The following is a 21,395-nucleotide window of genomic DNA, read 5'->3' as shown; positions in this document are numbered from 1 at the left end:
GCCCCCTTACTCGGCTTGAGCAAAGGACGCAGTGACGCGGCCCAAGCCCTGGATCTCAGCGGTAAACACATCTCCCGGGCTCACCGGCACCATAGGTCCCAAGGCACCGGTCAACACCACGTCACCGGCACGCAATGGCTCGCCGAGACGGACCATGGTATTGGCCAGCCACACCGCCGCATTCAGTGGGTTTTCCAGGCAGGCTGCACCGGCTCCGACCGATACCGGTTCGCCGCGTAGACTCAGGCGCATGCCACAATTGACCAGGTCCAATTGCCCCAGGGATACCGGCTGACTGCCCAGGACAAACAGCCCGGACGAAGCATTGTCTGCGACTGTGTCGAGCAAACTGATGTCCCAGTTGGCGATTCGACTGCCGACGATTTCGATGGCCGGCAGGGCGAAAGCAGTGGCACGGATAATGTCGGCCAGGGTCTGGCGCTCATTGCACAGATCGCGCTCCAGAACCAGGGCGATCTCTGCTTCTACCTTGGGCTGCTGGCATTCACTCCAGCTGATAGACTGGCCGTCACCTCGGGCCATCTGGGCAAACAGCCGACCAAAGTCCGGTTGGTCAACCCCCAACTGGCGCTGGACAACACTTGAGGTCAAACCGATCTTGTGACCTACCGGGTTCCAGCCTGCGGCAATGTCGGCGGCGTTGTTGTACTGTTGCACGGCGTAAGCCTGCTTTAGCGCGGATTCATCTTGCTCGACAGCCGCACGCTCGATGAGTTCGCGTACTGGCGCACAGGGCCTGCCCTGTTCACGAGCCTGGCGCAAACACGCTGCTGCTTCAGCGATTGCTGGATGCATGGAGTTCTCCTGTCCTTACGGATTGACACAAATGGTGGTGAGCTCGGAATAGAAATCCAGCGAGTGGCGCCCTCCTTCGCGGCCAAGCCCAGACAAGCGTGCGCCACCAAAAGGCGTACGCAGATCGCGCAGGAACCAGGTATTGACCCACACCATGCCGACATGGATACGTCTAGAGAGACGGTGGGCCCGCTTCAGATCGCGAGTCCACAGAGAAGCAGCCAGGCCGTAGGCCGAATCATTAACGCGTTGCAGCACTTCCTCGTCGCTATCGAAGGGCGCGATATGACAGACCGGACCGAACACTTCTTCGCGAATGCAGCGAGCGTCATCGGTAAGGCCGGTCCAGATAGTCGGCTGGATAAAAGCGCCCTGGTCGCGCTCGTCGCCAAATGTCGGCACACCGCCGCCACTGACCACTGTCGCGCCCTCTGTCACAGCCAACTGGAAGTAGCCCAACACCTTGTCGCGGTGTTTATGGGAAATCAGCGACCCCATGTTCACGCCGTCTTCGTCGGGATAGCCGATCTTCAGCTTCTCGGCGCCTGCTTTGAGCGCCGCGACAAAGCGCTCGTAGATCGACCGCTCGACGTAGACCCGCTCCGTGCATAGGCAGACCTGGCCAGAATTGGTGAAACTGGAACGCAGCACACCGGCAACTGCCGCATCAAAATCGCAATCGGCAAAAACGACTGCGGCATTCTTGCCACCCAGTTCGAAAGACACCTCACGTACGCCCTCGGCAGCAGCGCGCATGATGGTCGAGCCGGTGCGCGACTCACCGGTAAAGGTGATGGCATTGACGCCAGGGTGGCGAGTGAGAAACTCACCGGCAGAATCAGGGCCAAAGCCATGCACAAGATTGAATACACCGGCGGGCACACCGGCCTCGTGCATGACCTCGGCCAACAGGGTGGCACTGGAAGGCGTATCTTCCGACGGTTTGACAACCACAGAATTACCACAGGCCAACGCTGGCGCGACTTTCCAGGTAAGCAGCAACAGCGGTAGGTTCCACGGCGAGATGATGGCCACCACGCCATGCGGCTTACGCACGGTATAACTGAACACATCCGTACCATCGCCGGTGCGCATTTCAAAAAGCTCGCTACCGCCGTGTCGCACTAAATCAGCGAAGGTACGGAAGTTCTGCACGCCCCGTGCAACATCCAGGCTGCGCGCCTGATGCACGGGCCGACCAGTATCAGCGACTTCGGCATCCACGAAGTCTTCAAATCGACGCTCGATGCCATCGGCGATCCGCTCTAGCAGATCAGCCCGCTGGGCAGTACTGAATCCAGCCCACGGCCCCAATTGAGCGCCTGCCGCCGCTTCGACTGCAGCATTCACTTCATCTTCACCAGCCTCACATACCTGGCCCAATAGGCTCCCATTGACAGGAGAGATGTTGTCGAACCTGCGGCTGCTCTCGACGAAAGTCCCAGCGATATAGTGACGTAGCAAATGTTTGGACACAGCGCCCTCCTGAGCAGGATGTTTTCAATGAGTTTAGGGACGTCATATATAAATTAATAATAGAAATATCGTCTTCGGGTATCAGAACTCGGAATACATGAATTTCAGGCAAAGCTATGGATGTGAGTGCGCTTTAGTAATTCACTGCAACTTTCATGTTAACGATGCCCGCAACTTAATTGCGCCACCCAAACAACTTCGGGTTTTGCTTGTAAGCCTGCAGGTAATGCTCAAGCCGCCGCGACTTTTCATCTCAGCCAGTAGGCCAGCGCGTTGCAGTCAGCCCGAGCGTGCAGCATCGCTTGCGGTGGTGCTGCACACTTGAGCAGCACTCCCGATGCGGCCCTTTTAAAGGTGCCGGGCGAAGTAGGCCTGCGTACTTGCCCGGTTGGCGGCGAGCTTGTGCGCAACGTCCAGTGCCATGGGGTCGGGATAGACCTCCGTGGCACCGCTGGCCAACCCCGCTACGATCGCATCGGCCACGTCCCGAGGACTGGCCTTGGCACCCGCAACGTCACGGCTCATCGCGGTATCGATCGCACCGGGGAGCACCGCCATCACCTGCACCTGGCCGGCCAGCTCGGCCCGAGCGGCCTCGGTCAGGCGCAACGCGGCCGCCTTGGACGCACACAACGACCCCATGGCTGGCAACGCCACCCGCGCCAGAATCGAGAGCACGTTGACGATAGCGCCAGTGCGCTCGACAAGCGTCGGCGCAAAGGCACGCATCATCGCGAGCGTGGCGAAGTAGTTGACGGCCATTTCCTGGGCAGCGGCTTCGGAGTCCTCGGTGCCCAGCAACCGCTGCTGCCTATTGAGGCCAGCATTGTTCACCAGGATATCGACCCGTACCCTGCTCGCCACCTGCGCGACTTGCTGCTGGTCGGTGACGTCCAGATCCACCGCCTCCACCAGCGGATGATCGAACAGCAGACGCTCAGGGTTACGGCAAGCGGCGTAGACACGACTTGCCCCCGCAGCCAAAAACGCTTCGATCAAGGCAAGGCCCAACCCTCCGTTGGCGCCGGTGATCAGGACCTCCTTGCCCACAGTCGTGATGGCGCTCACAGGTGCTCACTTTTGGCCCAGCGGGCCATCAGCGTGTTCGAAGGCAGCGATTCATCGAGCAATTTCTTGGCCGTTTCGATGCCCGCCACCGGTAGCCCTTCTGGATCGAGCAGGCCGATCTGTACCAGCACAGAGGCCTGGTCCCAGTAGATATGCTCGTGGTATAGCTTGTTGCCGCGGAAGTTGACCACCGCCACCATGGGTACTTCCACGTATTTGCCGGTAGGTGCTATCCCAGGCAGCATGTAGTCCATTTCGCAGGTGTGGGTGAAAGACATGATGAATTCATCGACGACCTGGTAGGCGCCGACCGTGCGAGAAACCGGAATCATCTTGGTGTCCTCGGGGTTGGCGTGGACAAAGTGATGCTGATAGAAGCGTCCGAGTTGCTTGCTGCCCACCCCGCCGGTCAGCGTCGGAATATGGTTCACGTAAGGCTCGGCGACCATGGTCTTCAGGGTGGCCGGCACGTCTCGGGTAACGAACTCATGGTGGATGTGCTCGTCCCACAGGTCTGAAAGGTTGTAGGCCGGCCCGATGTACTTCTTCAATGCGCCAATGGTGCGCCCATGAGCCATGAGGGCCGAGGGTTTGTGAAAGTGATCGCTGCCCAGGCGGGCAAAGGCATGGTCAGCACCCTCGTAGGTATACAGCTCTACGCCTGGGCGGCCACGCAGCACCTCGGCGATACGCGCACGGGTCGTGGCGTCACACAGCCCGTCCAGTTCGCCGTGATGCAGCACCAGCCCACCGCTCAGGCCATCGGCTTCATCCAGGTATTGCTCAATACCCATGCCGTAGTAGCCCACCGCAACCGCGACATCAGTACGGGTGGCGGTGAGGTAGGCCAGTTTGCCTCCCAGGCAATAGCCCACGAAGCCCAGGGCGGGCTCGGTGACCTCGGCCAGATCCCGCAGCGTGTCGAAGGCGGCGGCGATGTCGTCTACGGCCTTGTCCAGGTCCAGTGCGGTGTAGAGGCTCAAAGCCTTATCGAAATCTGCGGGGGTATAGCCCAGGTCGATACCCGGCTGTAGACGCCAGAACAAGTCGGGCACCAGAACCACATAACCTTCCTCGGCATACATCTGCGCCACCTCGCGCATGTTGGCGTTCACGCCAAATATTTCTTGGCCCAACACGATGCCTGGCCCCTTGCCTTCAGGCGGCAGCGCCAGATATCCCTTGAAACTTCCAGCCTGGTCTCGTGCCTGAATATCGATGTATTTGCTCATCTCATTACTCCTTCTACGGTAAGCGGACAGACATTGCTCTACATGAATTCTTGGCGAAGCAGCTTTGATGAAGCATTGCCAACGGCGCCATCTACAGCAGCTTGAAAGGGAATTCGGTGATCAGGCGAATCTCATCCATGTCACCGCGTGGCTCAGCCGAATTACCGCGGTGCACGCCGTACCGCGCTCTCAAGCTGAGGTTTTTCGCCGGCCCGTCTTGCACGACATATTGCATCTCGATATTGCGTTCCCAGTGGCGCCCCCCATCTCGAAAGCCGAGGGGATAGTAGGAACTGTACGGTTCGATATCGGAGCCTTTGCCACCCTGTCCCTGCATGTAGCGAATCATGAACCTCAGGCCAGGCACGCCACGCGCACTGAAGTCATAGTCGTAACGAACCTGCCAGGACCGATCGTTGGGCGCGTTGAAGTCACTGAGCTGCACATTGTTAGCCAGCTGTGCCACGGTGGTTTGCCCGTCTCGGAACGCCATATAATCGAAGGGCGTGTCGCCCTGCACCTTCTGGTATGCAAGCATGAGGGAATGGGCACCGAACTTGACGCCCGGAGCAAAGGACCAGGTTAAGTTGTCGATGGGCCCGCCATGGGCGGCACCGATGTCGACCGTTCGGTACATGCTGAAATTCAAGGTTGGGGTCAGCCCCTCGACGAGGGCAGGCAAGTAGCGAAACCCCAGGTAATCCTGGCGCCAAAGATCTTCGGCACGTTGAGTGCTGAGGTAGCCTTTGACTGCGCCCTGCTCATAATTCAGGCTGAGATAATCGACCGTATCCGTCTCCGTAGCGCCATACAGGGAACGTAGCGTGCTGTCGTTGCGGTTCTCCGAAGGCGCCTTGCCGGCGGTGATGTGGGCGGCATCGAAGGTTAGCGGCTGCAGATCGCGACTGATGAGCTGCCATGCTGTCACAGTTTGCGGCAACAGGCGCCCGGAGCCACCATCGGTGAGTAACACCGGAGAGGTGCGCAATTCCATGGAGCCGTATTTGAGCACCATTTCACGGTACTTGAGCTTGAGCGCACCGCCGCCCACGCTGTACTCATTCGCCACATCACCGTCGTTGTTGACGTGAAGCAGGTTGGTGCCGGTCTTGCCACGACCACTGTCAAGCTTCAATCCCGCATACAGATGCGCGTCGAATCCCAAGCCGACAACACCAGTCGTGAACGGGGAGATGTAGTCCAGAGTTAAGCCTTGGGCCCACTCCGCGCGATAACCGTTAACGGTGCCTGATCGGCGGTTGGCACCACCGTTGCGGAAGTCGCGGTTGAGATAAAAGTTCCGGGTTAAACCGGACAAGCTTCCCTGCTGAAAATATGTTGAAGCATCGGCCCATAGTTCATCTGCCAAGGCCTGTTGGCAAGCCAGCGCCAGCCCTAAGCCAGACACTAGTCGGTAATCGATCACTGCAGGCATAACCACACTCCTGGGTACTCACGTGCACCACGCGCAAGGCCTTGAGGCCATGCATGGTCAGGGAATGACTAGCTGGGGGTCGGCCGACGACGCACGCTTCGGCGATCGAGGTCGGCTCGAACAGTTGTTGATTACAAGTCGCGGTCGGCCGGGTGGGCTACGATTCGCCGATATTCATCTATGGCGAGCTCTACCAAGGTGCCTGGAGGCAAAGGCTCTGCAGTCTGGGCAATTACCACTGGCCCATCGCTCAGCTCGACACTAGCCAGGTGCAGGAGCTCTGCGGTAGCGATCCCGATCCGCGCGCGCACCACGGTAGCCTGAGCAATCCGGGCGGCCCCGGCAGAGACTTCCTGCCACTGCGCCTCACCGCAGCGCGGGCAGCTGTAACGCGGCGGGAAACTGGCCTGGCCGCAACCGACACATTGCTGGATCATGAACGCCATGCCACACCCCCTTGCCACCGTTCGAGCACCACCGCGTTGGCGCACATGCCGTAGCGATACTGGACCATGCCATAGCCGGTCACCACCGCCAGGCGCGCATTGCTGACCTGGCGTTGACCGGCGTCGCCAAGCAGCTGGGTAATAGCTTCGACCAACCCATGCATACCCCCCGCCGCGCCCGCCTGGCCGGCCGAGAGCTGCCCGCCCGAGGTATTCACCGGCAGTTCGAAACGGCCTATCCGCCGCAGCGCTCGCCGGTAATCGTCGTCGGGGACGAAGCCCAGGTCGGCGAGCTGGATCAGGGCCATGACCGGATAGTCGTCATACACGCACGCCAGGTCCATGGCATCAGGCCCGGTATTGGCGCGGTCCCACAGCGTGTCGGCAATCTTTGCCAGCGGCGTCTGCAGGCCATCGCCAGCCTGGTGGTCATCGTTGTGCAGCGCCTTTACTGCACGCACCGCCACGTTGACCGTGTTGCGGGCGAGGTCGGCGCGGGTCAGCAGGATGGCGTTGGCGCCATTGACTACCGGTACGCAGTCAAACCGGCACAGCGGGTCGGCCACCATGGGCGCCTCAAGGTACTGCTCGATGGTCAGCGGCTCGCGGTAGACCGCCAGCGGGTTGCGCTGCGCCCAGGCTCGCTGGGCAATGCACAGCTCTGCATAGTCTTCGCGGCCAAGGCCGGTGCGTTGCGCATGACGCTGGGTGAGCATCGCGAACACCCCATTGGGCCCGCCGTGCTGAAGCGGCTTGAGGTACTCCTCGGTGGTCCGGTTGTAATGGTCGACCAGAGTCTTGAAATCCTCCGGGGTGAACGTATCACCGGCCACCAGTACGATCACGTTGGCATCACCGTGCTGGATGGCACGCACGGCATGCTGCAGCATATTGATCGCGCTAGCCCCGCCATTGCGGTCATCCATGCACCAGGTCAGGGTCAGCCCGAGGCGCCACGCCAGATCGATGGCGTTGTCCGGCCGGTGGGTGAAGGATGCCACGCCCAGGCCGTCGACCTCATGCGCTGCCACGCCTGCCTGGCGCAGCAATTGCTGCACCGCCCTGCCGAGCAGTTGCGACGTCGACTCACCCGTGCCGCGCCGGTTGTAAGGTACTTCCAGGGCCCCGGCGATCAGCGCCACGGCGTCATTGCTTGCTGACCGGTTCATGACCGCCCTCCTTTGGCCCGCACGCGGGTCTCCTTGGTGAAACAAAGAGAGATGACTGTGATCAGCCCCAGCGCCATCATCATCAGAGAAACTGGCCAACTAGCCTGGTAATGCGCCAGCAAGGCGGTAGCGATCATCGGCGTCAGGCCACCGGAGAATACCGAGGCGACTTCGTGCCCGAGAGCCATTCCGGAATAGCGGACCTCAGTGCTGAACAGTTCGCCCATAAGACTAGGCTGCGTACCGATCATGGCCCCGTGGCAGATGGCATTGCCAATGAGGAAGGCGAGCCAGATCCAGGCAGGCTCTCGGGTCTCGAGTAACCAGAAGAATGGGAATGCCATTAGCACCATCCCTAAGGCACCCACCATATATACCGGCTTGCGACCTATGCGGTCCGACAAACGCCCCCAGAACAGCATGGCCACCAACTCCACGCACGTGGAGAACGTGACTCCCGCCAGCATCACACTATTGGGCACGCCAAGAAACTTGCCGTAGACAAGAGCGAACGCCAGCATGATGTAGGAGCCGCCGTTTTCAGCCACTCGCAACCCCATGGCCATCAGCACTTCCCGCGGATATCTGCGCAACACATCCAGCACGGGCATATGCGCCGTCTTGCCCGTTGCCTCAGCTCGCTGGAAATCCTGACTCTCTGGCAATGTCCGGCGAATGTAGACGCCCAGGACGAATATGACGATCGAGATAAGGAACGGAATGCGCCAACCCCAGCTATGGAAATCCCGCTCCGGCAACAACTGGACTAGATAGAACACCGCTGCGGACAAGACAAACCCACCGCCCACTCCGATCTGACTAATCGAAGCGTAGAAGCCGCGGCGCTCAGGTGGCGCCGACTCGCTGATCATCAGCACGCCACCGCCCCACTCGCCTCCTGCTGCGATGCCCTGCAAGATACGTAACAGCAGTAGCAACGCGGGCGCCCACATGCCCGCTTGAGCGTAGGTGGGCAACAATCCGATCAAGAAAGTTGCCCCGCCCATGATAGAGAGCGTCCATACCAAGGCTTTTTTGCGACCGTACTTGTCCCCGATATGGCCGAATATCACCCCACCGAAAGGCCGCGCGAGAAAACCCAATGCAAACCCGGCCAGTGCCGCGATCGTACCCACCAGTGGATCGGTGCCCTTGGGGAAAAACAATTCCCCGAATATGAGCGCCGCCGCTGTGCTGTAGAGAAAGAAGTCGTACCACTCCAACGCCGTGCCAGTGACAGAAGCCAAGACGATCTTGCGAAAGGTCTTACTGTCGATCGGTACTCGGTTATCAACTGCAGCGGAAACATGACTGTGCTCCGACTGGTTATCTGATAGTTCAAGCGAATGCGTGCCCGTCATGGCCGTCTCCGTCAATGACTGAATATTTATGAACGCTATTTTTATTGTTGTTGCATCTTTTGTTATTGCACGGCAGTCAAAGCTAAATGATTAGGCGCGTTTAAGCCTGTAGCCGGAGCACTCTAGGTCCCATGTACTGGCGGTAACGCCGAGTTCTCTCAATTTATATTTCTGAACTTTGCCGTTTTCGGTTTTCGGCAACTCGATAACAAAATCTAAGTAACGCGGCACGGCGAAATACGCCAACCGTGACTCACAATATTGCGTCAGCTCCAATGGATCGAGCGTAGTCCCCTCCTTGATGACGATAGATGCCATGACTTCATCTTCCGCCAGTTCGGATTTCACCGCATATACCGCCACGAGCTCCACCGCGGGGTGGCTCGACAGAACCTGCTCCACCTCAAAAGACGAGATGTTCTCTCCACGGCGACGGATTGTGTCCTTCAAGCGGTCAACAAAGCGGAAATAGCCGTCGCTATCGCGCACAACCCGGTCGCCGGTGTGATACCACAGGTTGCGCCAGGCTTCGACAGTCTTTTCCGGCATACCAAAGTAGCCGCAGGCGAAAGCGAAGGGCTGCTCAGCGCGCAATACAAGCTCTCCTGGTTCGCCATCCGCTACCGGCTGATCCTGGCTGTCTACCACCCGGGCACTGAAGCCTTTGGCCAATCGGCCCATAAAACCAGGCCGCTGATTCTCCAGAGTCCCTCCAATCACGGCATTGGTTTCGGTAGCCCCATAACCATCGATGAGGCCTATGCCTGTGCGTTGAATAAACGGGGCGTGGAACTGTTCAGGGACGCCTGGGGCTAGCGCGACACGCACGTTATGCGCGCGCTCGAGCTCATTGTGCGGACGGCTGAGAAGGATAGGCACCATGGCTCCCAGCAGATACGTCACTGTGGCCCCGGTTTCCGCAAGCGCCTGGTAGAAGCCGCTAGCGGAAAAACGTTTGTCTACCACCAGCTGTGCGTCGTGCAGCAAGGCCTGGAAAAAGGCGTTCAATGCATTGGTATGGAACAACGGCAGGCATGTATACAGCACATCCCCGGGGCGCACCTGTAGGTCGCCACCGGTATTCAGCCCCCACCAAAAGAATTGGGCGTGCGGGCAGATCACGCCCTTGGACAACCCGGAAGTCCCGGAGGTGTAAAGGATAACCAGCGGGTCGCCATCCTCGAGCACTGCAGGTGGGGCCATGGACGCACTGCGAGGGGGCATCGACCGCACCCTCAACCGCTCCTGCCAAACCGCGTTGACATCGCCTTGCGGCGAAAGGACCCACAGGGCTTCGACAGCAAGCGCAGAGTAATCAAGTGCCGCGAGCACATCCAGATTGACCTCTTCACTGACCAATAAGCGCGCCCCACTATTAGCCAGCACATGATTCAACTGCATGCCCCGACAGGCGGTATTAATAGGCACCGCAACCGCGCCCAGCCAACCACATGCCAACAGCACTTCAAGGAACTCGGCGCGGTTGGCGCACATCAATCCAACCCGATCTCCACGCTTTATCCCATATTCCGCGAGTGTTGTGGCACGCCGTCCTATCACGTCGACAAGTTGCGCAGCAGTCCAAGTGCAGCTTCGGTCGGAAAAAAGCGCCGTTTCAGGGCTGCGTTCAATACGTTTCAACAGCAGCACCGGAAGTGTTAATGCCCCGCCAACTGCTTGTTGTTTGCAAAAACCTGTGTCCATCACTCAAAGCCTCAGATTGTTGTATCGCCTCGCTGTTGTTCCGAAGTCTATGAACCTGTACCCTATAAGTCAAATTCATGGCAATTATACAATTGATAAACGGTATTTATACGAATGCGCAACTTGAATGATGTCGATCTAAATCTGCTTAGGGTTTTTCAGGCCATAATGGAGGAACGCAGCTTGACACTCGCGGCTGGACGCCTGGCGATTACACAACCTGCTGTAAGTTACGCCTTGGGTCGACTTCGCAAGCTTTTTGATGATGCGCTATTCGTACGCACGCCGGAAGGCATGATGCCGACCCAGACCGCCGAGCGGATCGCCCTACCGATCGGACGGGCACTCACGGCAATACGCGATGCTCTGAATGAAACCGAACCCTTCGATCCTGGTACTAGCGACCGGGAGTTCCGTTTGTGTATGTCAGACATCGGCGAACAGGTGTTCCTGCCGTCGCTTTGTGAACGGCTTCAAACGCTTGCGCCGGCCATTAGGCTCTCATCAGAGCTGGTACCCGTCGCCATGGTGGTCGAGCGGATGCGTATGGGGCAACTGGACTTCGCAATTGGTAACCTGCCCACACTGAAAACAACCACCCGGTACCAATCCCTGTTCCGAGAGCAATACGCCTGCATGACTCGCAAGCGTGACGGACTTCCGGCCGGGAAAATCAGCGTGGAGGATTTTCTTGCCCTCTCCCATGTCAGTGTCACCTCCACTGACAGCAGCCACTTAGCCATCGAGGACACTCTGGCCTCACGTGGCCTGAATCGACACATCGCTTTGAGGGTACCCCACTTTACAGTTGTGCCGCAGATACTCAGGCATACAGGGTGGATGGTCACCCTACCTGAAGGCGTCGCACATGCGCTGAATCATTCGAATGATTTCGTGATTTACCCGCTGCCAGTGGAGATGCCGGGGGTCGAGTCTACCGTTCATTGGCATGGTGCCTACGACGCTGATGCCGGCAATCAATGGTTCAGGGCATTTCTATTTGAAACCTTGCGCAGATAAGGCTATTGCAGATCAGGGGTAGTCACGGAGGCCAAGTCATAAAGGGGCTAGCAGCATACGTCGGCGGGTATTGCTGGCCGGGCTGCGCTACGCGCAGTGTGCGCAGCACGGCAAGGGTATACGCGCCCGCATGGCCCGGTCATAGACTGAGCCGCTTCCGAGCCGAAATGGACGGGCAAAATTACCTAACTCCTCATTAGGATCATTTACGCGCCAGGCTACGCCATGTTGAGGGCCTCCTCCCTGCGCTTCGGCTCGGGCGCCAGCATAATGCTCGGCCTGACGTTCATCGGTTTGCGTGCAAATGAAGCTGACGACACGGCTCATTTTCAGGAGCAGCGGAATGCGTCGTTTTTTTAATTGCAGCCATGGTCCACTACTGCTGGGCCAAGCCAGGCGCACCATTCAACCATCCCATAAACGCCAATAGTGATTGGCATTTTAGTCCGGAGAAGCTTTCATCTCCTTATCAGCCAGCATGCGAACCGCCGTCGTGAACTAGCCCAGCGATCCAGTCAGCGAACGCCTGCACAGCTGGTGATAGAAAGCGCTGATGTGGATATAACAAGTGTACAGGAACCCGGTCAGGCTGCCAGTCAGCAAGCACTTCGACCAGCCGCCCCCATCGTAGATGTTCGGAAACAACATTCTCGGCGAGTTGCACGAGCCCAAAGCCTTCAAGGCACATTTTGATGTAGAGCCCAGTCTCGTTGACGGCTGCTGTGCCCTTGACCGGTACTGAGATTTTCTCGTCGCCCCGGGCGAAGCGCATCTCACCTGCTTGCCTTGCACGGCCCGAGAAGTAATGGATGGCCCGGTGACGAGACAAATCTCGCGGAGTCTGCGGAGTACCGTTCTCTTCGAGATAGGCAGCAGATGCACAGGTCACCCAGCGAAAACGGCCTAGTGGTCGCGCAACGAGCGTTGAGTCATCAAGCTCGCCTGTACGAATGACGCAGTCGACTCCCTCCTGAAGCAGGTCAACCTGCCGATCGTTGACGCCTATCATCAGGTAAATATCCGGGTAGCGCCGGTAAAAGTCTTGCAGGTTTGGAATGACGATGAAGTGGGCAATGCCGCCCGGCATATCGACGCGCAAACGTCCCTGCGGCCGTTTCACGGAATCCGTCAGGCTGGTCTCCGTGCGTTCGATCAGTCCCAATATTTCCCTGCATTGCCCCAGATATTGGGCGCCTTCAGGCGTCAGGCTAACCCGCCGCGTTGTTCTGTTCAGCAGGCGCACCTGCAGGTACTTCTCAAGGTTTTTAACGCTGCTGGTCACCGTTGAGGCCGGTAGAGAGAGCGTCTGCGCCGCCTGGCTAAAGCTTCCTGCCTCAGCCACACGGACGAAAACCTGCATTGCTTGAATACGGTCCATGACGGGTAACAGCCTTGGAGCAATGAAAGGAGGCATTATTATTCGCATAAATTGAATAATAAAAACAGTTCTACCATCTTTTTCCCGCAGTATCGCATTGCGTACATTGCTTCCAACGAAATTCGAAGAGGGGTACTGAAATGGGTGAATACAACCGCAGCATAGTGCAGGCTCCAGCCGCTCCGGCCGGACGCACACTTATCCGCGGCGCAACTGTGCTGAGCATGGACGGCGACATCGGCAATCTGGCGCGTGGCGATATCCTCATAGAAGGCAGCACCATCTCGGCCATCGATGAAAATCTCGAAGCCGGCGACGCTGTTGTGATTGAGGCATCCGGCATGATCGCCATGCCGGGCATGGTCGATACCCACCGTCACTCCTGGGAGGGGCAACTACGGCGAATTAATCCGAACGCCGCAACCCTGGAGGATTACTGCAACGCCACCCACTTTTCGTTCGCCAAATATTACCGTCCGGCGGACATGTATATCGGCAATCTGCTGAGTGCATTGGGCTGTATCGATGCTGGTATCACGACCCTTGTCGACAACTCGCATAACAGCCGCACCGGTGCGCACTCCGATGCCGCAGTAGAGGCGCTGCTCGATGCAGGCATACGCGCCGTACATGCTTCGGGAGCGCCGGTGGCGGGTGAGTGGGACAAAGCCCACTGGCCGGGCAACCTCGAGCGTCTGCAGGACAAATACATCAAGAACGGTGACAACCCGCTGCTCTCACTGGCAGTGATGGCGCAGCTGGAACCTGAGCTGTGGGCTGAGGCCAGGCGCCTGGGATTACCGATCATCACCGAGTTTTTTGGTGGGGACATGGCAGCTGAATTGGAAGGCTTGCATCGCGAGGGGCTGCTGCGCTCTGACAACATCTTCAACCACTGCACCGCGCTGCCGGACGCCGGGTGGAAGATCCTTCGCGAGGCTGGCGTGCGGGTCAACGTATGCCCGCGTTCAGATGCCCACTACGGCATTGAAGATGGAATGTTCGCCATGCAGGCGGCTCAGCGTCATGGCATCAGCCCTGGGCTGAGCGTTGATAACGAAACGTCCTACAGCGGCGACATGTTCATGGAGATGCGGGTAGCGTTTTATCTGCAGCGCGTCCTGGGCATGCATCAGCAGCGCTGCTGCAGCGAAGACCATCATCCGGTGGTGACCCTGCCCGCCCATGTTCTGCTCAAAGCCGCGACTGTCGACGGCGCCACCTGCGCTGGCTTGCATGACAAAATCGGCAGCCTGGTTCCCGGCAAACAGGCTGACATGATCCTTATCAATGCGCAGGACATCAACCTTTATCCGTCAGGTAATGCCTTCGGCACCGTGGTACATGCGGCAGAGCGCAGCAATGTCGACACTGTCATGATCGGCGGGCGTATCGTCAAGCAGGGCGGCAAGGTTCTGGGTGTGAATAGCGAAAAGCTGCGCGCGGCGATCGACGAGTCCCGTGAACATCTGTTTGCTGCTGCTGGCTATCAGCCGGATATGTTTGCCGAGGCATTCTTGCCGCTTGAGTCAGCCAAGTAAGGAGGCGTTAAATGAATGCAGCCTACTACCTACTGGCTATCTGCGCGGGGCTTGGTATCACCCTGCAGACCACGCTGAATGGCCAACTCGCTAAAGGTGTGGGTGGAGATTCCGTAGCGGCGGCACTGTTTTCTTTTACTGCCGGTGCGCTATGCCTGGGCATCTTTTCGTTGATGCGTGGCGGGATAGTGGCTTCAATCGCGGCTATCCCTGCCCAGCCTTTGTGGAGCCTTCTAGGTGGTCTGCTAGGTGCCGGCGCGTTGCTCAGCTACGTCGTACTCGCGCCAAAAATAGGCCTTTCAGCGCTGCTTGGCCTCGCCATCGCCGGGCAGATCATTTCGTCCCTAGTTATCGATCACTTGGGACTGCTCGGGGCAGTCGAGAGGCCGGTATCTGGTTTCAAGTTGGCCGGGGTAATCGTGATGCTCGGAGGCTTGGCAATCGCCCTGTTTGGTGACCGGTGGTCAGGGCTTGTATCCAGCTGACTCCCGTGGTTAACCCCTCTCGCTTGAAAGCCACTGATACCGATGGAGTGCAGCTTGAAGCCGAAGCGGTTGCCGCAGGAGAACTGACAGAAGAGCGATTACGAGGGTTAACTGAGTACGGGAAGCTCGGTAGAGGACTCAGTGTGATCATTTCTGGCTGCTGGCAGCCCTTAACGACTGACCGCTATCGATCCAGGCTGTGGAAAAACGCAGGAATCGCATCGATAATTGAGAACCGAGCAGATTACCTGCGGAATCATCAGGCGAGAGCGTAAATACACTCACCCAGAAAAATAGACATTTTTAGTGCTACACGGGCCGCGTCAGCGGCCCATGTAGCTGTTTACGGGCCAGCAAACGGCGGGGTTACGCCCTGATCGCCTCAAGTAGCTCTGCGATGCCGAAAATGCTCACCATGCGTTTGTGGAGGCGAGCACGTGAAGGCTCATTTCGGTGCTTAACCTCGGCAGGGTTTTGGTCACGAACTGGTTGCTTCCCTTCCAGAATCTGTTCGTTCCAAAGGTGTGCTCCACCAGGCGAACCTTCATCATCTCCGGATCTTGCTCCAATCGGATTTGCCCCTCTCGCCTACTGCTTCATGCTCGCAGCGCTTGAGTCGCCGCTCTTTATCGGTCTTACACTGCTTCTGCATGGAGCAACTCCGGCATCCTGAAAACCAGTATGCAGTAACAGGCGGTCCTCCATCGAGGAACAGGCGCGATGAGTGCCTGTCGTAATGCCGCGTCGTGGCTACTCAGCACTAAAGTCGAAAAGCTGAAACAGCAAATGCAAAAACTCAAGGGCATCGAGGCGCAGCTTCGAGCCAGTCCCGATCAGCAAATCTCGCTTGCCGGCGGAACCACTCAATGACCTCTGGTTGAAGAATCGGAGTTACCCATTCCGGAGGGGAGTCCTGCGTCAATCCACCAATCGCCATGAGCCGTAGGACCTCAGGGTCTAGCCTCAGTTGCTCGGCTGCGGAAAACACTGGCAGCAGCGCTTGCTGAACTTGAATTTCTGACTCACTGGATACGGACATAGTCTTCCACTCTCTCCTTAGACCGATCCGACACGTCAGCCGTTTGAGAAAGTGAAGATGAAGCCTCGCGCGCCCTCTGGAGGGCCATATCTACGCCCCAGGAAAGAGCCGTTGTCATCGACTGGCCCGGTCGTGAATCGAAACATTGTTCATCAAGAACCAGGCCGCTTGGCGCGTACACGCCGATGAACAGTTGAGTTCCTCCAGCTCGAGAGAGCCTGCTTTGCACGTCAATGGTTGTACCATCGGCGAGGGATTCATCATGGATCTGGTGGTGGAGCGTGGGGTCAGCCCATGCCCAAAAAAGCCTTACCGCGAATGCGCATGTCGTTCTCTTACGACGCTAGGTCTATGCTGAAGGATTTATCCACCATGGGCGCATCACCTCCGAATAGCGACCGATTTCCACCGCGCCGATGAGATACCGGACCGGCGGGTCAAAATGCTCCACAAGAATTTTTTTTTGTATAAGAAGACGCGCGTTGCGAGAAAGAAATCGCGGAAATGACAAATTCCTAGAAGGCCCAGCACGTCCTTGGCTGGGCCCGACCCGTTACTTCTCGAGGGTGGCGGCCTGGTTGCCGCCTTCTTCGGCAATCGCTGACAGTTTCTCGTCTGCAGCTTTTTCTTCTGCAAGCGTGTCGGCCAACAGCGAGGCCGCCTCTTCCATACCGAGGTGCTTGGCCATCGCAATTAGGGTGCCGTAGCTGGCGATCTCATAATGCTCAACCTTCTGGCATGCCCCGATGAGCGCCGCATCGAGCACCGCCCCCTTCTCGATTTCATCTATCAGCTCTTTGCTCTCCTCAACCAAACCCTCCATGGCTACGCACTTCATCCGCTTGAGTTTCAATCCAGCGGACTCTACCAACTGGTCAATGCGCTCTATCTGCCCCTGGGTTTCCGCTAGGTGTGAAGTGAACGCATCCGCCAGCAGCGGATTGGTAGATGCCCTAGCCAGACGCGGCAATGCTTTGGTGATCTGCTTCTCAGCGCTGTACACATCCGAAAGCTCATGGATGAACAGGTCTTCAACTGTTTTGCGAGCAACCATCGTCATTCTCCTTGGGTTTGAAAATCGATTTCACTGCAGGGTGTGGCTGACCAAGCTCTCGTGTGAGGACTCAATGGGAAGCTTTGGGGGCAGATCGTTGGGCAGCAGGGAGCCAACGCCGAACATGCTTATGGCCATCTTTACTCGCATCGCTCGGCAAGCCAGGCGCGAGTCGGCCTCGAACTCTGCTACCGCCGCGCTCATCAAATGCTCAAAGCCGATGCCGACCTGAGCCTTATCCCTCCTTTTCAAAGTGCTCATTGCGGCCTCCCGAAATTCAGTCATCTTTACCGTTGACCAAGCCTGAACCAAGATCCGCGCCGGTGACCGGGTTGCTGGCTGGATCGGACCTCGTCCCCAGCTTCATGGCTTCCAATACCGCCAGATCAGGAGCGGCCAGTTCTACCGAAGCGGTGCCATCTCCGCCATCAACGGCAGCCGATGGATTCTCGACGTACTCCCACTCCTCGCCTTCATTCCAAGGGCCGCGCACATTCGGCTCACCCGACATGTTGAAATATTTGTTGGTGAACTCCGGCATGCCAGGGAGCTTGCCCTGAGGGAAGTTAGGCTGGATGGCGTGCAGTGCTTTTTCGAAAGAAAGCTGGTGTGCGATTTCTCGCGTCATCAAGAAACCCAGCGCCTCTTTCACGCCTGGGTCGTCCGTCACGTTCATCAGGCGCTCGTACACGATCTTCGCCCGCGCTTCGGCAGCGATGTTGGAGCGAAAATCAGCTGTCGGTTCACCGATGGTGTCCACATAGGCCGCACTCCAGGGCACCCCTGCCGAGTTGGTAAGCGGAGCGCCGGCGCCGTAGAGGATGCTGGTAATGTGGGAATCGTTACCGGCGCCATTGATTGCTCGGTACAGCTCTCCCTCCTCTTCGACCCCCTCAGCAAGTCGGCCCTTGGCGCCCTTGTTAAGCATCACGACTATCGAGCCTACAATCTCCAGGTGGCTCAGCTCTTCAGTGGCGATGTCCATCAGCAGGTCTTTGCGGGTCCGGTTGTCAAAAGTCCCACCGAGCTGAATTTGATCTGCCGGACGACAATCAAGGAACTGAGTTCTGGGGAGCCAAACGCGACGGTTATATTCAATGATACCGATCCGGTCGTGGGTGGTTTTGATCCAGAGCGAATGGCTCAGGTATTTACCAACCTGATTGGTAATGCAGTCAGGCATGGTGACCTGCAGCAGCCAATCCAGGTCGCCCTCAAAGGCAGCCACAACACAATGACCTTCGGAGTCAGAAACGCCGGAGAGCCCATCTCTCCAGCCGCTATGCCATCCTTGTTTGATCCTGATCGTCGATACTCTGGTTATACCGAGACGGGTAGCAAAGCTTCTCAAGGCCTGGGGTTAGGCCTTTTCATCGCAGCTGAAATCGTCGCCAGTCATGGAGGGAAAATCGACGTGTCATCCTCTAAAGAGAGCGGCACCTGCTTCAGCGTGACGATCCCGCTGTAGAGCGGTGCTCAAGGAGGGCTGCTGCTTCACGCATAAAAATCTCGAGAGTTTTAGGGCCAACCCCTTCGAAGCTCAAAAGCCAGGCCTGGAAGGCAGAGGTGTCCAACTCGTTCTTTTTCAGCGAGATCAACTGAACATCGAGTTCGCTAGCGGCCCGAACACTCAAAGCATGAAGCCGCTTCGCCGTGGACTCGTCGTATCGCGCGTAACCTGCCTGGCCTAGGAGTCCTACGAGATCCCGATGGGAACAGCGGGCCAACTTCTCCGGCGTATCCAGGCCATGCCGATCAACCAAGTTCCGGTACTCCTCCACGGCGAAGGAGGAACGAATCCTCTTCCCGATCAGGTAGCTCGCGAGCAGCCACTTGTACAGCCCATGCCCGGTCGAATCGCTGACATTGATACCCAGGCCTGCAGCGGTAACTGGTATCACCCCTTCGAACGCCTCGGGTCAGCCGAACGTGGGTAGGTACGCTCTTCTTCGATGGTGCCGTCAGCTTTATGAATTTTCACCGAAGCTGTTTTGCCATCAAAGAAGTCAGCCAGCGAACCAACCAACCCCTGCTTCGTAGCGGCGCGCTTGGCGGCTCGTTCCGCACCGGTTTTCTTCAGCTCCCAGCCATCAGCGGTTAGGCTCAGGTGGTAGTTGTCCATTGCCTTTCTCCTCATGCGTAAATGACTTGACCGTCGTCCTGAATGTCTTCGTCGGCGTCCGCTGCGTCCGTTGCATCGGCGCCTCTCACGCCCAACGCTCCCAAGGCAATGTCGGCGCTGTGAACGCGCGGCGATCATCCACAAATCGAATTTAGGGACGTCACGGGCAGAATGATCAGGAACTCCGAAAATGGGTTGATCTTCGGCTACGCGATAGGCGACCGGGTTAACGCGTTGTATCGCCCTGAAGCACCCGCTACGACCGCGATCATCAATGACCGAGGCGCGCTGTGGGGCGCGAGCCTTTGCCGGCCCTTGCCTCTGATAGCGGACTTTGTGGGAGCGAGTTAACCCGCCAACACCGGCAAAGCCGGTGACATCCACCGCGTCGTCTGCTTAGCGGGAAAACCCGCTCCCCACAGAGTGCGCGTCGCACTTGGTAAAGCCGTTAGCGCTCAGCGGTCGCAAAGGGGCGATTGCTGCTCTTCACGATCATGGATATCGTCATGCCTACCTCTTCGCTATATTAGGTCTGATAAGCACAGGTTATCCGAACCTATTGCCGCGTTGAGCAATATGAAATTGACAGAGCCGATACAGATGCCTTCGTCCCTGCCGCTGGTGCTGGCAGAGCTGGCTGGCAACAACCGGGCCGCTGCTGAAGCATCATCACCGCCGGCATCGCAGCCAATACCGTGCACAGCTATCAGGGCGCCCTAGCATACTCGGCGGCGTGGCTGCGTTTGCGCTATTGCCGGTCGCTTGGCGATGGCGCGCTGCCGCCCGAGATTGCGGTGCAGTTCATCGTCAACCACCTAACCAGGCCCGATACTATCGGCGGTTAAACACACCTGCTGCCGCCGGCCGTCGACGCCGCGTTGATGGCGGCCACAGTCACGGGAAAGCTGGGGCCACTGTCGTTCAGCACCGCTTGGCAGTTTGGGCTAAATGGGATAACCCAAGTGAGGCTCCAGCGGTGAAGGCTCTACTGCGTGAGACACGCAAGGCTCAGGCACGCCAAGGTTTATCCGTGCGAAAGAAAACCGCAGTGGTATCGGAGCCGCTGCAGGCGATGCTCGCCACCTGCAATAACGGCGTGCGTGGCACGCGCCCTGCTGTTGCGGGCCTAGAGCGGCGGTGGCCAGCGCCGCTCGGAAATCGTGGGTTTAGAGATCGGAGACCTGCGCCGCCTAGACGTCGAAACCTGGCTTTATACACTCGGGGCAACCAAAACCGATAGTAGCGGCGTACGGCGGGAAAAGCCGCTTGAGGGACTGGCGGCTCCGGCGCTGAATGTATGGCTTCCTGAAGTACCGGCCTGCGAGGGTCCGCTATTTCACCGCTTGTACAAAGATGGCGGGTTCGCGGCTGCTGGTCTGTCCGGTGACCAGGTCGCGCGCATCGTTAAATGTCGCGCAGCACTGGCCGGCGTTGACTGCGACTGGGTAGCGCACAGCCTAGGTTCAGGATTCTTCACTGAGGCTAGAAAACAGGGCGTGCCGCTTGATGAAGTCATGGCGATAACTGAACACCGTAGCATCAGCACGGTGATGGGAAACCTCCAGGTAGGCTCTCTGCTGGGCAGCCGTGCTAGCCAACTGTATCCAGCACCAACTCCAGAGGACGACGATAAACAAATGCCAGTAACCGAGTGAGCTTGCGCTTCGCACCCCGTCCCACTCCCGCGGCTCCAAGGGTTTTCGCGTTTAGGTCTGGCGCCAAGCTGATTAGTCGGGTTGGCGTCACAAACGCTTACAGCCTGAATAGGCTAACCCGACCGTCGAGCGGCCGCTCTCCGGCACCTTCTTCGTAATAATGTACGGCCCAACCCTCAGGAACGTGCGCCTCCCGACGAACGTAATCAGCGGAGCTGCTAAACTCTACCTACCAGCCCACAAGGCGCGTGCTAGAGCTCTCCCATAAAGGGTCTGCAAGTACCGCATGGATGCCAAATGGTTGGCTGATATTTAAGAACAACAACTTTTACAAGGTATAATGATGTTATACCTAGTGCCTGACCTTTTCCGACAATCTGCGCTTGCCAGTCAT

At 58.0% G+C, this 21,395-nt stretch carries 19 protein-coding genes and 4 pseudogenes; 6 read left to right on the top strand and 17 right to left on the bottom strand.

Translation table 11 applies throughout. From position 1 onward, the window contains the following. Positions 1–6 precede the first annotated feature (6 nt). From QOS90_RS14090 to QOS90_RS14050, 9 genes are all read right to left on the bottom strand, one after another. Positions 7–816 carry a 2-keto-4-pentenoate hydratase gene (locus QOS90_RS14090; protein ID WP_027915666.1) on the bottom strand — a complete coding sequence of 270 codons (810 nt, stop codon included), beginning with the start codon at positions 814–816 and terminating at the stop codon, positions 7–9. A gap of 15 nt (positions 817–831) precedes the next feature. Further along, positions 832–2,292, bottom strand: coding sequence for a 2-hydroxymuconic semialdehyde dehydrogenase (locus QOS90_RS14085; protein WP_027915665.1), 1,461 nt, complete (start codon positions 2,290–2,292; stop codon positions 832–834). A gap of 348 nt (positions 2,293–2,640) precedes the next feature. Then, on the bottom strand, positions 2,641–3,360 hold the full coding sequence (locus QOS90_RS14080; RefSeq protein WP_196759860.1) for an SDR family NAD(P)-dependent oxidoreductase: 720 nt from the start codon (positions 3,358–3,360) through the stop codon (positions 2,641–2,643). Continuing rightward, positions 3,357–4,592, bottom strand: a complete 1,236-nt coding sequence (locus tag QOS90_RS14075; protein WP_025754664.1) for a dienelactone hydrolase family protein — start codon at positions 4,590–4,592, stop codon at positions 3,357–3,359. The genes QOS90_RS14080 and QOS90_RS14075 overlap by 4 nt, the downstream gene beginning before the upstream one ends. A gap of 91 nt (positions 4,593–4,683) precedes the next feature. Then, a complete protein-coding gene (locus QOS90_RS14070; protein WP_050587353.1) occupies positions 4,684–6,027 on the bottom strand; it encodes an OprD family outer membrane porin in 1,344 nt (447 codons plus the stop codon). A gap of 131 nt (positions 6,028–6,158) precedes the next feature. Beyond that, positions 6,159–6,473, bottom strand: a complete 315-nt coding sequence (locus QOS90_RS14065) for a Zn-ribbon domain-containing OB-fold protein (protein WP_027915662.1) — start codon at positions 6,471–6,473, stop codon at positions 6,159–6,161. Beyond that, positions 6,461–7,642, bottom strand: coding sequence for a thiolase family protein (locus QOS90_RS14060; protein WP_027915661.1), 1,182 nt, complete (start codon positions 7,640–7,642; stop codon positions 6,461–6,463). The genes QOS90_RS14065 and QOS90_RS14060 overlap by 13 nt, the downstream gene beginning before the upstream one ends. Further along, complete coding sequence (locus QOS90_RS14055) at positions 7,639–9,003, bottom strand: MFS transporter (protein ID WP_025754668.1); 1,365 nt, start codon at positions 9,001–9,003, stop codon at positions 7,639–7,641. The genes QOS90_RS14060 and QOS90_RS14055 overlap by 4 nt, the downstream gene beginning before the upstream one ends. 90 nt (positions 9,004–9,093) lie before the next feature. Further along, on the bottom strand, positions 9,094–10,707 hold the full coding sequence (locus QOS90_RS14050; protein ID WP_033695118.1) for an ATP-dependent acyl-CoA ligase: 1,614 nt from the start codon (positions 10,705–10,707) through the stop codon (positions 9,094–9,096). A 114-nt stretch (positions 10,708–10,821) separates the two neighbouring features. Between QOS90_RS14050 and QOS90_RS14045 the strand changes: the two genes are divergently transcribed. Next, complete coding sequence (locus QOS90_RS14045) at positions 10,822–11,727, top strand: LysR family transcriptional regulator (protein ID WP_027915659.1); 906 nt, start codon at positions 10,822–10,824, stop codon at positions 11,725–11,727. Between the two features lie 469 nt (positions 11,728–12,196). Here the strand turns inward: QOS90_RS14045 and QOS90_RS14040 are convergent, their stop codons facing one another. Then, positions 12,197–13,105: a LysR family transcriptional regulator gene (locus QOS90_RS14040; RefSeq protein ID WP_027915658.1), complete on the bottom strand. Its 909-nt coding sequence runs from the start codon at positions 13,103–13,105 to the stop codon at positions 12,197–12,199. A gap of 140 nt (positions 13,106–13,245) precedes the next feature. Between QOS90_RS14040 and QOS90_RS14035 the strand changes: the two genes are divergently transcribed. Further along, on the top strand, positions 13,246–14,646 hold the full coding sequence (locus tag QOS90_RS14035) for an amidohydrolase family protein (protein WP_027915657.1): 1,401 nt from the start codon (positions 13,246–13,248) through the stop codon (positions 14,644–14,646). An 11-nt stretch (positions 14,647–14,657) separates the two neighbouring features. Next, positions 14,658–15,131, top strand: coding sequence for a DMT family transporter (locus tag QOS90_RS14030; RefSeq protein ID WP_027915656.1), 474 nt, complete (start codon positions 14,658–14,660; stop codon positions 15,129–15,131). Between the two features lie 366 nt (positions 15,132–15,497). Here QOS90_RS14030 and QOS90_RS14025 read toward each other — a convergent pair. Then, positions 15,498–15,837, bottom strand: a pseudogene (locus QOS90_RS14025) (IS5/IS1182 family transposase); the annotation flags it as partial. Between the two features lie 14 nt (positions 15,838–15,851). On the opposite strand from QOS90_RS14025, the gene QOS90_RS14020 reads away from it, so the two are divergent. Continuing rightward, complete coding sequence (locus QOS90_RS14020) at positions 15,852–16,001, top strand: hypothetical protein (protein ID WP_155738207.1); 150 nt, start codon at positions 15,852–15,854, stop codon at positions 15,999–16,001. Positions 16,002–16,153: 152 nt separating this feature from the next. On the opposite strand, the pseudogene QOS90_RS14015 reads toward QOS90_RS14020, so the two are convergent. The 4 genes and pseudogenes from QOS90_RS14015 to QOS90_RS14000 form a co-directional block, all read right to left on the bottom strand. Then, a pseudogene (locus tag QOS90_RS14015) lies at positions 16,154–16,496 on the bottom strand (hypothetical protein). 227 nt (positions 16,497–16,723) lie between these two features. Further along, the gene (locus QOS90_RS14010; RefSeq protein ID WP_027609205.1) at positions 16,724–17,224 is read right to left on the bottom strand and encodes a YciE/YciF ferroxidase family protein; all 501 of its coding nucleotides are present in this window, start codon (positions 17,222–17,224) and stop codon (positions 16,724–16,726) included. Between the two features lie 30 nt (positions 17,225–17,254). Then, positions 17,255–17,485 (bottom strand): hypothetical protein, encoded by a 231-nt coding sequence (locus QOS90_RS14005; protein WP_033695117.1) that lies wholly within the window; start codon positions 17,483–17,485, stop codon positions 17,255–17,257. A gap of 16 nt (positions 17,486–17,501) precedes the next feature. Continuing rightward, positions 17,502–18,236 (bottom strand): annotated as a pseudogene (locus QOS90_RS14000) (manganese catalase family protein); the annotation flags it as partial. Positions 18,237–18,362: 126 nt separating this feature from the next. Between QOS90_RS14000 and QOS90_RS27630 the strand changes: the two are divergent. After that, positions 18,363–18,692 (top strand): sensor histidine kinase, encoded by a 330-nt coding sequence (locus QOS90_RS27630; protein WP_081255333.1) that lies wholly within the window; start codon positions 18,363–18,365, stop codon positions 18,690–18,692. Here the strand turns inward: QOS90_RS27630 and QOS90_RS13995 are convergent. Continuing rightward, on the bottom strand, positions 18,670–19,125 hold the full coding sequence (locus tag QOS90_RS13995; RefSeq protein WP_027915655.1) for an HhH-GDP family DNA glycosylase: 456 nt from the start codon (positions 19,123–19,125) through the stop codon (positions 18,670–18,672). The two genes, QOS90_RS27630 and QOS90_RS13995, sit on opposite strands and share 23 nt — an antisense overlap. Further along, positions 19,122–19,346 (bottom strand): DUF2188 domain-containing protein, encoded by a 225-nt coding sequence (locus tag QOS90_RS13990; protein ID WP_027915654.1) that lies wholly within the window; start codon positions 19,344–19,346, stop codon positions 19,122–19,124. The genes QOS90_RS13995 and QOS90_RS13990 overlap by 4 nt, the downstream gene beginning before the upstream one ends. Positions 19,347–19,922: 576 nt before the next feature. Between QOS90_RS13990 and QOS90_RS13985 the strand changes: the two are divergent. Next, positions 19,923–21,001, top strand: a pseudogene (locus QOS90_RS13985) (tyrosine-type recombinase/integrase). The last annotated feature ends 394 nt before the right edge of the window (positions 21,002–21,395 follow it).

The organism is Pseudomonas sp. LAIL14HWK12:I10 (assembly GCF_900184205.1).
Classification (GTDB): Bacteria; Pseudomonadota; Gammaproteobacteria; order Pseudomonadales; family Pseudomonadaceae; genus Aquipseudomonas; species Aquipseudomonas kermanshahensis.
This window is presented reverse-complemented; position numbering and strand designations above follow the sequence as displayed.

Coding starts and splice junctions, on each gene's coding strand:
- QOS90_RS14010 (WP_027609205.1), bottom strand. CDS start 17,224: ATGGTTGCTCGCAAAACAGTTGAAGACCTGTTCATCCATGAGCTTTCG.
- QOS90_RS14070 (WP_050587353.1), bottom strand. CDS start 6,027: ATGCCTGCAGTGATCGATTACCGACTAGTGTCTGGCTTAGGGCTGGCG.
- QOS90_RS14035 (WP_027915657.1), top strand. CDS start 13,246: ATGGGTGAATACAACCGCAGCATAGTGCAGGCTCCAGCCGCTCCGGCC.
- QOS90_RS14030 (WP_027915656.1), top strand. CDS start 14,658: ATGAATGCAGCCTACTACCTACTGGCTATCTGCGCGGGGCTTGGTATC.
- QOS90_RS14065 (WP_027915662.1), bottom strand. CDS start 6,473: ATGGCGTTCATGATCCAGCAATGTGTCGGTTGCGGCCAGGCCAGTTTC.
- QOS90_RS14005 (WP_033695117.1), bottom strand. CDS start 17,485: ATGAGCACTTTGAAAAGGAGGGATAAGGCTCAGGTCGGCATCGGCTTT.
- QOS90_RS14055 (WP_025754668.1), bottom strand. CDS start 9,003: ATGACGGGCACGCATTCGCTTGAACTATCAGATAACCAGTCGGAGCAC.
- QOS90_RS14045 (WP_027915659.1), top strand. CDS start 10,822: ATGCGCAACTTGAATGATGTCGATCTAAATCTGCTTAGGGTTTTTCAG.
- QOS90_RS14075 (WP_025754664.1), bottom strand. CDS start 4,592: ATGAGCAAATACATCGATATTCAGGCACGAGACCAGGCTGGAAGTTTC.
- QOS90_RS14050 (WP_033695118.1), bottom strand. CDS start 10,707: ATGGACACAGGTTTTTGCAAACAACAAGCAGTTGGCGGGGCATTAACA.
- QOS90_RS27630 (WP_081255333.1), top strand. CDS start 18,363: ATGGCTCAGGTATTTACCAACCTGATTGGTAATGCAGTCAGGCATGGT.
- QOS90_RS14040 (WP_027915658.1), bottom strand. CDS start 13,105: ATGGACCGTATTCAAGCAATGCAGGTTTTCGTCCGTGTGGCTGAGGCA.
- QOS90_RS14060 (WP_027915661.1), bottom strand. CDS start 7,642: ATGAACCGGTCAGCAAGCAATGACGCCGTGGCGCTGATCGCCGGGGCC.
- QOS90_RS14020 (WP_155738207.1), top strand. CDS start 15,852: ATGAGTGCCTGTCGTAATGCCGCGTCGTGGCTACTCAGCACTAAAGTC.
- QOS90_RS13990 (WP_027915654.1), bottom strand. CDS start 19,346: ATGGACAACTACCACCTGAGCCTAACCGCTGATGGCTGGGAGCTGAAG.
- QOS90_RS14090 (WP_027915666.1), bottom strand. CDS start 816: ATGCATCCAGCAATCGCTGAAGCAGCAGCGTGTTTGCGCCAGGCTCGT.